Annotated in this window: 16 protein-coding genes; 13 read left to right on the top strand and 3 right to left on the bottom strand. The window is 45.6% G+C overall.

Annotated elements, in window-relative coordinates:
• Window positions 1-65: 65 nt before the first annotated feature.
• A complete protein-coding gene (locus H9630_RS02885; RefSeq protein ID WP_191713975.1) occupies window positions 66-971 on the bottom strand; it encodes a glycerophosphodiester phosphodiesterase in 906 nt (301 codons plus the stop codon).
• A gap of 261 nt (window positions 972-1,232) precedes the next feature.
• Between H9630_RS02885 and H9630_RS02890 the strand changes: the two genes are divergently transcribed.
• Complete coding sequence (locus tag H9630_RS02890; protein WP_191713976.1) at window positions 1,233-1,505, top strand: YlbG family protein; 273 nt, start codon at window positions 1,233-1,235, stop codon at window positions 1,503-1,505.
• On the opposite strand, the gene H9630_RS02895 is transcribed toward H9630_RS02890, so the two are convergent.
• The gene (locus tag H9630_RS02895) at window positions 1,506-1,886 is read right to left on the bottom strand and encodes a DUF7147 family protein (RefSeq protein ID WP_191714491.1); all 381 of its coding nucleotides are present in this window, start codon (window positions 1,884-1,886) and stop codon (window positions 1,506-1,508) included.
• Between the two features lie 83 nt (window positions 1,887-1,969).
• Here H9630_RS02895 and rsmD point away from each other — a divergent pair, with 83 nt between their 5' ends.
• The 3 genes from rsmD to H9630_RS02910 all read left to right on the top strand — a co-directional run bounded on the left by rsmD (window position 1,970) and on the right by H9630_RS02910 (window position 4,118).
• Window positions 1,970-2,545: a 16S rRNA (guanine(966)-N(2))-methyltransferase RsmD gene (gene rsmD / locus H9630_RS02900; RefSeq protein ID WP_191713977.1), complete on the top strand. Its 576-nt coding sequence runs from the start codon at window positions 1,970-1,972 to the stop codon at window positions 2,543-2,545.
• Window positions 2,538-3,017: a pantetheine-phosphate adenylyltransferase gene (gene coaD / locus H9630_RS02905; RefSeq protein WP_191713978.1), complete on the top strand. Its 480-nt coding sequence runs from the start codon at window positions 2,538-2,540 to the stop codon at window positions 3,015-3,017. The genes rsmD and coaD overlap by 8 nt, the downstream gene beginning before the upstream one ends.
• A 75-nt stretch (window positions 3,018-3,092) precedes the next feature.
• Window positions 3,093-4,118 carry a SepM family pheromone-processing serine protease gene (locus tag H9630_RS02910; RefSeq protein WP_191713979.1) on the top strand — a complete coding sequence of 342 codons (1,026 nt, stop codon included), beginning with the start codon at window positions 3,093-3,095 and terminating at the stop codon, window positions 4,116-4,118.
• Here the strand turns inward: H9630_RS02910 and H9630_RS02915 are convergent.
• On the bottom strand, window positions 4,106-5,305 hold the full coding sequence (locus H9630_RS02915) for a nucleotidyltransferase (RefSeq protein WP_191713980.1): 1,200 nt from the start codon (window positions 5,303-5,305) through the stop codon (window positions 4,106-4,108). The genes H9630_RS02910 and H9630_RS02915 overlap by 13 nt on opposite strands.
• A gap of 126 nt (window positions 5,306-5,431) precedes the next feature.
• On the opposite strand from H9630_RS02915, the gene H9630_RS02920 reads away from it, so the two are divergent.
• From H9630_RS02920 to bshC, 9 genes are all read left to right on the top strand, one after another.
• Window positions 5,432-5,965 (top strand): YceD family protein, encoded by a 534-nt coding sequence (locus H9630_RS02920; protein ID WP_191713981.1) that lies wholly within the window; start codon window positions 5,432-5,434, stop codon window positions 5,963-5,965.
• Between the two features lie 24 nt (window positions 5,966-5,989).
• On the top strand, window positions 5,990-6,166 hold the full coding sequence (rpmF, locus tag H9630_RS02925) for a 50S ribosomal protein L32 (protein WP_006828847.1): 177 nt from the start codon (window positions 5,990-5,992) through the stop codon (window positions 6,164-6,166).
• Window positions 6,167-6,288: 122 nt separating this feature from the next.
• Complete coding sequence (locus H9630_RS02930; RefSeq protein ID WP_191713982.1) at window positions 6,289-7,041, top strand: enoyl-CoA hydratase/isomerase family protein; 753 nt, start codon at window positions 6,289-6,291, stop codon at window positions 7,039-7,041.
• A gap of 231 nt (window positions 7,042-7,272) precedes the next feature.
• On the top strand, window positions 7,273-8,622 hold the full coding sequence (locus tag H9630_RS02935; RefSeq protein WP_191713983.1) for an acetyl-CoA carboxylase biotin carboxylase subunit: 1,350 nt from the start codon (window positions 7,273-7,275) through the stop codon (window positions 8,620-8,622).
• Window positions 8,619-8,834 (top strand): biotin/lipoyl-containing protein, encoded by a 216-nt coding sequence (locus tag H9630_RS02940; RefSeq protein ID WP_191713984.1) that lies wholly within the window; start codon window positions 8,619-8,621, stop codon window positions 8,832-8,834. The genes H9630_RS02935 and H9630_RS02940 overlap by 4 nt, the downstream gene beginning before the upstream one ends.
• Window positions 8,835-9,052: 218 nt before the next feature.
• Complete coding sequence (locus H9630_RS02945; protein WP_191713985.1) at window positions 9,053-10,603, top strand: acyl-CoA carboxylase subunit beta; 1,551 nt, start codon at window positions 9,053-9,055, stop codon at window positions 10,601-10,603.
• A gap of 79 nt (window positions 10,604-10,682) precedes the next feature.
• Window positions 10,683-11,546, top strand: a complete 864-nt coding sequence (locus H9630_RS02950) for a ketopantoate reductase family protein (RefSeq protein ID WP_191713986.1) — start codon at window positions 10,683-10,685, stop codon at window positions 11,544-11,546.
• Window positions 11,543-11,920, top strand: a complete 378-nt coding sequence (locus H9630_RS02955; protein WP_191713987.1) for a DUF3397 family protein — start codon at window positions 11,543-11,545, stop codon at window positions 11,918-11,920. The genes H9630_RS02950 and H9630_RS02955 overlap by 4 nt, the downstream gene beginning before the upstream one ends.
• A 78-nt stretch (window positions 11,921-11,998) precedes the next feature.
• Window positions 11,999-13,618, top strand: coding sequence for a bacillithiol biosynthesis cysteine-adding enzyme BshC (bshC, locus tag H9630_RS02960; protein WP_191713988.1), 1,620 nt, complete (start codon window positions 11,999-12,001; stop codon window positions 13,616-13,618).
• Window positions 13,619-13,701 lie beyond the last annotated feature (83 nt).

The raw sequence follows: 13,701 nt of genomic DNA on the forward strand, positions 1-13,701 counted from the left end.
CCTTCTAGAACCAAAGTCCATAAAAAAAGTGCAACGCTTGCGTTGCACTTTTTTTATGCGGTTTCTTATTCCATGTCGGAAATGATTTCCACGGCTAGATCCGGTCGTCCGGTGATAATGCCTTTGGCTCCTGCGCCTATTAAAGCACGCATTACATCCTGTTCATCAATGACCCAGTAATGCACGGGAATATTCAAACTCTCCAAGAACGCAATAAAGCGGGGAGAATCCAACCGGAACACAGAGGATTTGACAGGAATCTGGAAAACGTCTGCCCGCGGCTGATACAAATGGCCAAACTGGCTATTGTAGGCCGTATATGCTTTTCTGACTTCATTCTCGCCTGCGCCGATGGCTACACGGTTTTGTGCATATAAATTAAATCGGTCAATTTGTTCATCGAAGAAAGAAGTCACGACCACGCGGTCTTGAGCTCCGAGTGAATCGATCAGACGCCATAGTTTCGAAGGGACTAAACTGCCTTCATAGGTTGCAGGATCGTCCTTTATATCGATATTGATAAACATTTGAGGGAATTTTTCAATCAGTTCGCGCAACAGTACAACCCGTTCGTTTTTCCCGCGGTAAGAATGGTTGCCATCGGTATCGATAAAATGATAGCCGAGATCGAAAGCCTTCAACTGGTCAAGCGACATGTCTGCAACTCTGCCAGCCCCATCCGTAGTCCGGTCGATGAATTCATCATGGAAAACCAGGATTTCTTCATCATTGGTCATACGGATATCGATTTCGAAACCATGGACTCCAAGATCAGCTGAGCGATTGAATGCAGCCATAGTGTTTTCAGGCGCCAATTTGCTGCCGCCCCGATGTGCCAGGACGATTGGACGTTCGTAATTCAAAACTTCTTTTGCGGGCCGTTGCTGGGGGTTAGCCAATGCTTTAGAGCCTGCCCACGCAGCAGCTCCGACAGCCGCAGCTGCTAAGCCGATTTTTGTCTTTTTACCCATACTTGTTGTTACCTCCCTGAAATACCGTAATAAAAACAGTATAGCGAATTGAATGGTGCACTGTCATTTTATCCCTCTTTAACAACCGGAAAAATTTCAGCGTCTGCAAGTGAAAAAATCAGCTGTCTGCAAAAGTCTATTAACAAGCTTGGACAATCAGCTGCGGATCAACACTTCTGAAGCAATGGAAGTTTCTCGCTATTCGGTTGCGGCTTTTTTCTTTCCTATGGTATTCTAGAAGCTAAGAAAAGAGGGATACTTATGCATGATCGCCAAGGCCTCATTGTCTATGTGCATCATTTGAAACAAGCTAAATCGCTGCGGAAATTTGGGCATGTCCATTATATTTCCCGCAGATTGAAATACGTCGTCCTGTATATGGACCAGGATGTCATAGAAGCGACCAAAACGAAATTAAATAAATTGCCTTATGTAAAACAAGTGCTCGAATCATACCGTCCATTCCTGAAAACGGAATATGAAAATGCCAAGCCTGATAAAGCAAAAGAATATGATTACAAGATTGGCTTGTGATTATTGCATCGGCGGAATGTAATGGTTTAATCTTAAAACGGAAATCAAGTGGTTGTGGAAAAATTTTCTGTCTGCATAAATGGAAGAGTGCTTAACTTCCATTTTGATCGGCGTATGTCCGAGTGCAGCAACCGCTTGTTCAAATACGTCCAACCGCTTGGAATTGACTGGAATTCCTTCGCGGCAAATATAGATCGGCATGAAGTTTCCTTCAGCAGCCGGTTTGAATGCAGCAGCAATTGATAGTACATCCTGTCCCTGCGGATTGGTGGAGAGAAAAACAAATCCATGCATGAAACGCTGTTGATTGCTTGTGATGAGTTCGCGGAGCTCATAGATATCTCCGTACCCTTCTCCGAGTTCGATAAAACGTTGTATCATCATTTCACGTCCTTTCCAGTCTTCATTTTACCATTATGCATGTAAAATGCATCAAGAAAATCATTTAAGTTAGAGGCGATAGTATGCGTGTTGTAGCAGGCTCGGTTAAAGGGATCCCATTAAAGGCGGTGCCTGGCAATTCCACCAGACCGACGACAGATAAAGTGAAAGAATCCATTTTCAATATGATCGGCCCATTTTTTGATGGAGGGGTTGCGTTGGACCTGTTTGCCGGAAGCGGCGGACTGGGCATTGAAGCGCTTAGCCGCGGCATTGACCATGTCATTTTTACAGACAAGGACCGCCGAGCGGTTGAAACGATCCAAAGCAATTTGGAGAAGACACGCCTTACGGACCAGGCAGAAGTATTTCGGGCCGATGCGGAACGGGCAGTCAAGGCCATAAAGAAGAACGGTGTACAGGCGAGGTTGTTGTTCCTGGATCCTCCATATCATTTGAAAAAATCCTATGATTTGATGGACAAAGCGGGAGAATTGGAAATCGTGACGAAAGATGCGATTATAGTTTGTGAGCACGACAAGGAAGTGGAGCTTCCGGATCGCACTAAATATTTTGAACGCTATAAAAAAGAACTTTACGGGAGCACCATCATTTCAATTTACCGTTACCAGGGGGAAGAGGGAGAACGCATTGACTAAAATTGCTGTAGTTCCAGGGAGTTTTGACCCGATAACAATGGGGCATCTGGATATCATTAAACGCGCATCCACTATTTTTGATGAAGTGAAAGTCGTGGTTATGAATAATTCTTCAAAAAATCCTTTATTTGACGTCAACGAGCGTATGGATCTGATTTCGCAAGTGACGCAATCGATTCCGAATGTCAAAGTGGATTCTTTTTCAGGATTGCTGATTGATTACTCAGTTGAAGTAAAAGCAAACGCTATCATTCGCGGCCTTCGAGCTGTCAGTGATTTTGAATACGAAATGCAAATCACATCCATGAACCGGTTCTTAAATGAAAATATCGAAACTTTGTTCATGGTATCCAACAACCAATATTCGTTCCTCAGTTCGAGTATTGTTAAAGAAGTGGCAAAATACAAAGGCAGCATTACCGGTCTTGTACCCGAAGCGGTTGAAAAGGCTCTTCATTCAAAATTTCAGTGAGTCACGAATTTCGTGGCTTTTTCTTATGCAACGCTTAAGGCAGCAACGATTTCAGCCAATGAAAGGAAGAACTGGATGAAAAATAAACGATTACTCATTTTCGTCGCGGTCGTGGCTCTGGTGGTCTTTCTGTCTTCATATCGTTTGGATGCCTATATTACAAGACCCGGAGGCGCATACGAGCTGTCACCGCTTGTAGAAGTCGCAGGAGGCGATGAAGACGATGAAGGGAGCCTCAGCCTAATGACGGTTTCCATGCTGACGGCGACTCCCGCTTTGTATGTCTGGGCAAAATTCCAGGATGGCTACAAAGTCATGCCGCCGGAGCAGGTCAGAAGCCCTCATGAAAGCGATGAAGAATACAATGTGCGTCAGTTGAAGCTCATGTCCGATTCACAGGTGAATGCGTTGCAGATTGCATTTGAGCAGGCGGAGTTGCCGTACGAAGTCATCAACGATGGCGTCTTTGTCCTGAACGTATTAGATGGGGGGGCCGCAGATGGCATTTTAGCGCCTGGAGATCGTGTTCTTGAAGTGGATGGCAATAACTTCAGTGAAATGCAGGAATTCATCGATTATTTAAGCGACAAAAAAGCCGGGGAACAGGTGGAAGTGCTCTATGAGCGGGATGATCGCGAAATCAGTACAGACATCGGATTGGCGCCGTTGCCGACGGATCCAGAACGGGTCGGTCTCGGGATATCATTTGTCGAAGATAAAAGGATTGAAACAACGCCCGAAGTAAAAATCGATTCCGATACCATCGGCGGCCCTTCCGCCGGCTTGATGTTCACACTCGAGATCCTGAACCAGCTGGTGGATAAAGATATTACTAAAGGCTATGATATCGCCGGCACTGGTACCATGGAAAGCGATGGTTCTGTAGGCAGAATAGGCGGCATCGATCAAAAAATCATGGCTGCTGATTCTGCAGGCATTGACATTTTCTTTGCACCGAACGCAGCAGTGGAAGGCGGCGGTGACAGCAACTATACCATCGCTGTGGAAACGGCCGAAAAAATCGGGACAGCGATGGAAATCGTTCCCGTCGATACAGTGGAAGATGCCTTGGCATTTTTGGAAGAACTTCAGCCCCGGTAAATCGGCGGTGTTGTGAATTCTTTTTTTAACTCAGTGGAGCCCATACCTTGCAAGTACATCGCAGTAGCATGAATATCAAGTTTCCCCATTGGATCGTTCAGCTCAGCTGCACGGCTCACTACAGGAAGCTTGATATTCTTTTTTTGCAGATTTAGATAGCTTCTCCCGGCTTCTGACATGCCGAGGAGCCGGATATAAGCCGGAGCTTCAAATGAGCGCAGGAGCTGCCATGTAAAGCCTGTGTAGATATGCGTCAGCATCCGTTGGATCCGTGTCCGTGTAAACCGTTTTGATTTAATCAGTGAAATGAACGCTTCAAAGCTGTCTGCTGTTTTGGCGGACTGGTAGATTAAATTTTCGATGCCTTCAGTCACTTCGGCATACAGTTTCAACCTTTCAGGCCCTTCCCGCAAAACTGTAAAGCGCAACAAAGGATAGAACTGTTCCCAGCTGCCGAAGGAACCGTATTCTTTTTCCGCTTTCTTTAATGACGCAATCGAAGTTTTTGGCATATAAGCCGATAATTCCTCGACGGAGTCTCCTTTAAAGAATGCATCGCGAATTCCGGTGGCACTGGCAATCGGCAGTCCTGCTTGGATCGGGTCATGATAATTGGCGCCTATACGCTGGATGGTCAGGGGGGTTATGGAAGAGCCGAGTTTTTGAGCGGCTTCCAGATAATGAAAACCTAAAATATTATTCGGCTGCGTCAAATCGGCAAAGTCCGTGCCATTGCCAACCAAAGACAAGTAGGCGTTATTCAGTGCTTTGGGGTAGCTGATGCCGGTCTGGACAGCTTCATGGATAAGCTGCTGGTATGCCATCGCATGTTCAGTCAGCAATTGGTGTGAATTCAAGAATGGCTCAATAGCCCCCTGTTCACTGCCGAAGCAAAAAGAAGAGCAGCCGATGGCATCGAGCAGCGCGATGCCGCCTTTTGCGAAATCTGCGGCCTGAGCCGTTGCATACACATAGGGAAGTTCTATTACCAGATCGATGCCGGCATCCAATGCCATCTCTGTGCGTGCCCATTTATCGGCGAATGCCGGTTCCCCGCGCTGCAGGAACTGTCCGCTCATCGCTGCGATGACGATGTCGGCGCCTGACTCTTTACGGGCTTGCTGGGCGTGATGGAGGTGTCCGTTATGAAAAGGGTTGTATTCAACAATAATTCCTACAGCTTCCAATCTGCTCACCTCTTTGGTAGAATTAACAATAGTATACCGATGTTTGAAATAGTGTGACAAGATTTTTTCTTGACATCTTTTTCTGTGCATTATATAATCAACTTTGTTGTCTTGAGGTGATTACTTATGAAAATAGCGATTCAACAGCTTCAAAAGCATCGCAAAGACGGACTGCCAATTGACCAAATGGTTCATTTGGATGCAGTGAAATCACGGAATAGCGATATTCGGGAAATTTCGCCTGTACATGTTACAGGACATTGCACAATTGGTTCGCAACAATTAACGTGCCAAATCCATCTCGAAGGTATGCTTACGCTGCCTTGTGCCAGAACTTGGGAGGATGTTGAGTTTCCGATAAACGTTGATTCGGTTGAAGTCTTCGATTGGTCTGAAAATGCCAAAGAGGATAAGCTAAGCGATGTTCACCCTGTAGAAACTGAGATCATTGATCTTCAGCCGATACTGGAAGAATTAGTTTTGCTGGAAATACCGATTCAGGTGTTTAAGGAAGACGCTGATCAGGCCGTCATCAAAGGCGGGAATGATTGGTCGTATTCAACAGACGAAGAGTACGAAGCTGAGAAAGAAGCGGCACCACCAAAACCGGATCCAAGACTTGCTGATTTAGCAAAGTATTTTGATCAGTCAGATGAATAGAATTAGTGTAAGGAGGTGTCACCAATGGCTGTACCAGCTAGAAGAACGTCCAAAACCGCTAAAAGAAAACGCCGTACACATTTTAAATTGTCAGTGCCGGGCATGGTAATTTGCCCAAGCTGTGGCGAAAGTAAATTGGCTCACCACGTCTGCAAAGCATGTGGATCATACAAAGGGAAAGAAGTAGTAGCAAGCAAATAAAACAGTATTTGCTGCTGAAAGGCTATTGAGAGGCCATGGCTCTCGATAGCCTTTTTCTCTATACATAAGCAAGTGGCGGATTTAACCGCCAACAGAAAAATTGGCAGAAGAGAGGGATTCTATTGTCTTATACAATCAACCTTACAGAGGGAATTATGACATTTACGATTGACCGGCCCCATATCCGCAACGCCATCAACGATGAAGTCACAATGGGACTGGAGGAATTGGTGGAAAAGGCACAGCATCCTTCTGTCCGGGCCGTTATCATCACAGCTGCCGGCAAGCAGGCCTTTTGTTCAGGCGGCGACCTGTCGGTATTCCATGCCCTTCGAACGGAAGAACAGGCATACGGCATGCTGAAGCGCATGAGCGAAGTGCTCTATTCAATCAAAACACTGCCTGTACCGGTTGTGGCAGTTGTTAATGGTGCAGCAGTCGGCGGCGGCTGTGAAATCGCCACAGCGTGCGATTACAGGCTTGTATGGGATCATGCCAAGTGCGGCTTTATCCAAGGCACGCTAGCCATCACCAGCGGCTGGGGAGGCGGAACATATCTTCTGGAAACCTTGCAGCATGACAAAGCGTTGCAAATGCTCAGTGAAGCTAAGGTATATACAGCGTCTGAATTAAAAGAGTCCGGTTGGGCATCAGCTATTATTCGCAGTGACCAAGATATCATTGACTTTTTCAAATCGATGAAGAAAGTCCATCCCGACGTTCACCGCGCCTATAAGGAAATGGCCATCCGCAAATGGCAGAAGACCGATTTGAAAGAACGTGTGGAACAGGAAGTTAGAAGATGCGCTATTTTATGGGAGAAAGACGCCCATCATGATGCAGTCGATGGCTTCCTCAATAAAACAAAAAAATGAAATCCCTTTTCGAAGGGGTTTCTTTTTTTATGGAATTCTTCAGAAAGTCCGGGTGTGGCGCGCTTGAAGAGTAGACTGGGTCATAGCTCCACACAACATGGGCTTGGCGATTTGAGAGAATAATTTTATGTTTCATTCTACTTAAAAAGAAATATTTTAATGAATAGTTGAAATCGCTTACAAAATTCGTATATGCTATAGAAGGGAGAAAACATAGGGGGTATTTCTAATATGAAAAAAATCCTGATCGCGAACCGGGGAGAAATCGCACGCCGAATCATTCGGACTTGCGAACGACTCGGTATCGAGACGGTTGCTATTCATTCTGAGGCAGATGGGGATCTGCCTTACGTCAGTGAAGCGACCCAAGCTGTACTGATCGGTCCAAATCCGGTCGTACAGTCTTACCTGCAAATCGATAAAATTATTGAAGAAGCTAAAAAACACGGTGTGGATGCCATCCATCCGGGATATGGCCTGCTGTCGGAAAATGCCGGTTTTGCCCGTCGCGTGGCAGAAGCCGGGATGGTCTTTATCGGACCTTCAAGCGATATCATCGAAAAGATGGGGGATAAAATTGAATCCCGCAGAACGATGATCAAGGCTTCTGTACCTGTCGTCCCTGGTACAGAAGAAGGTGTGACGACACTTGAAGAAGCTTTGCAGGAAGCTGAAGCTATCGGTTATCCATTGATGCTGAAAGCCAGTGCAGGCGGCGGTGGAATCGGTATGGTGCGCTGTGAAAGTGAGCAAGCGCTCACTCAACAGTTTGTCTCTGTTAAAAACCGCGCGAAGGCCTATTTTGGAGACGATGTGGTTTATTTGGAGAAATTTATTGCTGACGCCCGCCATATTGAAGTTCAGATTTTCGGCGACCACCATGGCAATCTTGTTCATTTATACGAACGGAATTGTTCAGTCCAGCGCCGCAACCAGAAAGTGATTGAAGAATCGCCTTCGCCGAATTTGCCGCAAGATGTCCGCGAACGGCTTTGCGAAGCTGCGCTGCAGGCTGGAAAAGCGGTTAACTACACCAATGCGGGAACCGTCGAATTTATCGTCGACCCGGATAATAACTTTTATTTCCTGGAGATGAATACGCGTCTGCAAGTCGAGCATCCTGTCACCGAAGAAGTGACAGGGCTGGATCTTGTTGAATGGCAGCTGACTGTAGCTGATGGAGGAGAATTGCCTTCTCAGGACAGCATACAGACAAAAGGCCACGCCATTGAGTACCGCGTGTATGCTGAAGACCCAAAAACATTTTTCCCATCTCCAGGTAAGCTCGAAAAGCTTCAATGGGGAGAAGGCGCACGTATTGAAACGGGTTACGAAGAAGGCAACCAAGTGACGCCTTTCTACGATCCGATGATTTCAAAAATTATCATCCGCGGAACCGACCGGATTGATGCTTTGTCAAAATCACAGACTTTTTTCAATCATGTTACAATTACTGGTGTAAAAACCAATATTCCTTTATTTAAGGAATTTATTAGGTCAGAGGAATTTATTTCAGGTGATTACGCAACTGCGGTATTGCCGCAATGGATGGAAAAAATAAAGGAGGAACACACATTATGAAAGAATTGAAAGCATCTATGGCAGGAACGGTATTAAACGTATTGGCGGCTGAAGGAGAAGCGGTAACGGCTGGACAAGCTGTTTTGACAATCGAGTCCATGAAAATGGAAATTCCAGTGGAAGCTGAATTTGGCGGAAAAGTCGAGAAAGTTCATGTCGAAGTTGGCGGCTTTGTCAACGAAGGCGATTTGCTGTTGACTGTCGGCGAATAAAGAGAAACTTCAATCAGTGGGGGGGGTTCTTCATCCCCCACTGATAAAAAGCAGAACATAGGCATTGCCGCTTCCTGCGGCAATGCCTATGTAACCGGCATCCTGTCGGCCCGATCCAATCGGACTTTTATGGTCAGTGGATCTCCCGCTTGCAGAAGCGGGAGTCTTACTGCCCGTTAAAGCGGGATAATCGATTTTATTGCAAAGGGGACAGTGAGATGACGAAAACGACTGAAACAACAGGGTATAACGAACGCTTGGAACAAAAACTGTCGAAAATTTTTGCTGGGGGGCAGCAAAAATACCACGACAAACTGAAAGAAAGCAATAAATTATTTGTCCGTGATCGTTTGAAGTTATTGTTTGATGACGAGAACTATGCGGAAGATGGACGTTTTGCCAATGTCGAAGCAGAAGATCTTCCGGCGGATGGCGTTATTACAGCCATTGGGAAAGTCAACGGGGAAACCGTTTGTGTAATGGCCAACGATTCAACGGTCAAAGCCGGGTCATGGGGTTCGCGTACAGTAGAAAAAATCATCCGCATCCAGGAAACAGCTGAAAAAATGCAAGTGCCGATGCTCTATTTGGTGGATTCTGCGGGAGCCCGGATCACAGATCAGCTGGATATGTTCCCAAATCGCCGGGGAGCAGGCAAAATTTTTCATAATCAGGTGAGAATGTCCGGAATGGTTCCGCAAGTGTGCTTATTGTTCGGTCCATCTGCTGCAGGAGGTGCCTATATTCCGGCTTTCTGTGATATCGTCATCATGGTTGAGGGCAATGCCTCGATGTATTTGGGGTCGCCTCGTATGGCGGAAAAAGTCATCGGAGAAAAAGTGACGCTAGAAGAGATGGGTGGAGCCCGCATGCACTGCACCGTCAGTGGCGTCGGCGATGTCTTAGTGGCGACGGAAGAAGAAGCAATTTCTGAAGCGCGCCGCTATTTGACGAATTTCCCGTCTAATTTTGCCGTCAAGCCTGAAAAGATTGAGGCAAAAGCAGCCAAAGCAGGGCGTTCGCTGGAAGCAATTATCCCGGAAAACCAAAATGCGCCGTTTGACATGTATGAACTGATTGATCAATTAGTCGATGAAGGCAGCTTTTTTGATATCAAAAAGCTGTTCGCTGGGGAATTGATTACCGGAATTGCACGTATCGACGGCCAGGTGGTCGGCATTCTTGCCAACCAGCCAAAGGTTAAAGGGGGAGTCCTATTCGGTGATTCAGCCGACAAAGGAGCAAAATTCATCAACCTTTGCGATGCATTTTCAATTCCGTTGTTGTTCCTGGCAGACGTTCCAGGCTTTATGATCGGCACAAAAGTCGAACGTGCCGGCATCATCCGCCATGGTGCCAAGTTCATCGCCGCAATGAGTTCAGCGACAGTGCCGAAAATCTCTGTCATTGTCCGCAAAGCCTACGGAGCCGGTCTCTATGCGATGGCAGGCCCAGCCTTCGAACCGGATGTCTGCATCGCGTTGCCGACAGCGCAAATTGCAGTGATGGGTCCTGAAGCGGCGGTAAATGCCGTTTACTCGAATAAAATTGAAGCCATCGAAGATCCGAAAGAACGCCTTCAGTACGTACAGCAAAAACATCAAGAATACAAAGAGGAGATCGATATTTATCGTCTGGCATCTGAATTGATCATTGATGAAATTGTCGCGCCGCATCAATTGCGTTCGGTTCTTTCTCAACGCCTGTCTTTTTATGAAACAAAAGATTTGCCATTGCCATATCGAAAACATCCGATTTATCCTGTATAATAAAGTTTATTATTGGAAGTCTGCCTAATATGGGCAGGCTTCTTTTTTAAGAAACTGTGGCACTGTAAGGAGTGATTCTATGAAATATGCAATTATTGGAGCTGGGGCCAACGGAATGCTGCCAGCCTATCTATTGAAAAAAGCGGGCCATGATGTACAAGTGGTCACGGAGCATGAAGAACAAGCTGCGTCGATCAACGAGCAGGGAATCATACATGGCAAGGACCGGCAGTATATAAAAGCCTACACGGATATTGAGCAGATCGATCCGGACGCTTTTATTCTTCTGACGGTGAAGTACGAAGATCTTCAGCCGATTTTAAGGCTTCTGAAAATCCGCTGTCCAAGCAACCGGATTGTTTTCCTTCAGCAAGGGATGCTGTTTTTGGAAAAAGCCAGAACTTTGTCGCATCGCCATATTGCAGCAGCTGTTTTGGAAACAGATTGCGTCAAGTTGAGCAATACGGAAATTAGTTTCAACAAAACTGCACACGTCACCTATGGTTTGGTAAAAGGCCATATGGAAGAGTTTCAGCCGCTTCTTGAATCTTCTGCCTGGCAGACAAATTGGGTGGAGACGATTGAAGAGCAGCTTTTTGAAAGCTTGCTGTTCAGCAGCTTGATCGATCCATTGACAGCGTTGATGAAAATCCGCAACGGTGAATTGATCACCAATCCACATGCATATGAATTGTTCAGAAACCTGTACAACGAACTTTATTTGGCATTTCCTGAAATTGAATCGCTGCAGCCGATTGAGAAAGTGGCTGCATTCTGTGCAGCAGAGCCAGAACGAGCATCGGCAATGTTGACAGATCGCTTGGCAGGCGATCCGATGGAAGTTGAAGGATTGATGCTGTATGTATTGAATCGTTCCAAATTGGAATTGCCTTTATTCAAGGCTTTCTATCACCTATTAAAAACTGTTGAGGTAGAAAAATGACGCTATTACATACAATTGGAACGATTTTTCTTTATATTCCCTTTCTTCTTTTCATCTTTGTTTATTTTTTGTTTTTAAGAAAGAAAAAACGGAAAGCGCTTGGTGTGGCATCTGATATCACCACTTTCTTGCTATTTTTTTCCGTACCTGCGTCGGTAGACTTCCTATGGGGCTATTCTGTATCTGCGATTGTTTATTTCGTGGCACTTGTATTGGCGATCGTCTTGCTGGTCATCGAATGGAGAACCGCCAAAGAAATTGAAATCATCCCGTTTTTCCGGAAATTATGGAGAACCTGCTTTCTGCTATTGGCTTTCGCTTATGCGTTTGTATGGCTGGCCGGACTGGTAATGATCATCATTGAATCAGTTTAGCAGGCGTATTTTTTTTCTTTAGGAGATGCGTTTGATATAGTAGATTTTAAATGTAAAGGGAAAAGGGGACTTTTTTTCATGAAGGTAGAGGAACAATATATAGAACCGGCCAGTAAATTGATGAGTGATTATGTAAATGGCAGACCGGCCATCCGCCAGTATTTTTCATATGATCCGCAAATGCAGTCACTTGAAGGGCGATTGAAGGAGCTTCAAAGCCATTCTGTCGATCGCATCAAACTGTCAGGCGTTTTGCGTCAATACATGGGACGGAATGGATTGTCCGAATCAGCAGAACGGCATTTGAAGAGTTTCGAAGAAGGTGCGCCGGTGGTTGTGACAGGCCAACAGGCAGGCCTCTTAACAGGTCCCTTATATACGGTACATAAAGCAATATCGGTTATTGTTCTGGCCAAACAGGCTTCTGCGCAGCTGAACACCAAAGTGGTGCCGGTATTTTGGATTGCCGGAGAAGACCACGATTTGGCTGAAATCAGCCATCTGTACAGAGAAGTCAATGGACGAGTGGATAAATTAAACATTCCGCACGCTGAATATGGAAAGCATTCCGCTTCTTCTGCCACGCTGAATAAACCGAAGATCGCTTCTTTTCTGGAAGAGTATTTCCGCAGTCTTCCCGAAACCGAACATACCAAAGAAATCCATGGCCTGGTTTTCGGTTTGTTGGAACAATCTGTATCCTTCACCGATTTCTTCGCATGCCTGCTCGATCATTTTTTCAAGGAAGAAGGACTATTGTATATCGATGCGGCAGATGAAAATCTTCGCAACTATGAGTCTCCTTATTTCAAACAGATGATTGAACGATCCGCCGAAATTGCGGAAACGGTTGCAGCCGCTGAGCGATCATTGGCGAAGGACGGCTATAGTGCCGTCATCGGAGCCGAAGAAAACGCAGCCCATTTGTTTATTACAGTGAAGGGGGAACGCTTGCTGCTAGAGCGCCAAGACGGGGAGTTTGTTGCGAACAACGGTGCCATCCGCTTTACAAAGCAACAGCTTTTGGATATAGCTGAAAAGACTCCTGAACTGCTGAGCAATAATGTGGTGACACGACCGCTGATGCAGGAAATGGTCTTCCCGGTGCTGGCTTTTGTAGGCGGCCCTGGAGAAATCGCTTATTGGGCAGCTTTCAAAGGCGCTTTCGAATTGTTCGGCATAGAACTGCCGGTTGTTATGCCGCGCTTAAGCCTGACTTTAGTGAACCGCCAGACGCAGCGTCTTTTAGAAAAGTACAATTTGGATTTTGCTGCAGTGGTCAACGAGCGGCAAGTGGCCATCAAAAGAAATGAGTTGATGGAATCGATCCGTGAAAAGGAAGCCGAGGCCCTGATTGCGGAGCTGCAGAACCAGGTCGAAAAAGCATACAAAGAGATCCATAAAAAGTTCTCTACCATCAGCACGGGATTAACGCCGATTGTGGAAAAAAATCTGCAATTGCACGTTAAGCAATTAAGTTTTTTGAAGAATAAACTGGAAGATGAAGTGGTGCTTCAAAATAGCATTGAGTTTGGCCATTATGCTGCCATTGAAAACGAGTTGCTGCCGAATGGTGGGTTCCAAGAACGAATCTATAGTCCGTTTATTTATATGAATCAATACGGAAGTGGACTCGTAAAAGATCTTCTGGCATTGCCATTGAAGTATGATAAAAATCATAAAATTATTTGGTTATAATTGGCAAAAAGTCTGCATTCGCAGGCTTTTTTTATGTCAAAATAACTTGTTGAGACATTTTAATGTAACAAACGTGAAATATT

This window comes from Planococcus wigleyi, from assembly GCF_014836985.1.
Classification (GTDB): Bacteria; Bacillota; Bacilli; order Bacillales_A; family Planococcaceae; genus Planococcus; species Planococcus notacanthi.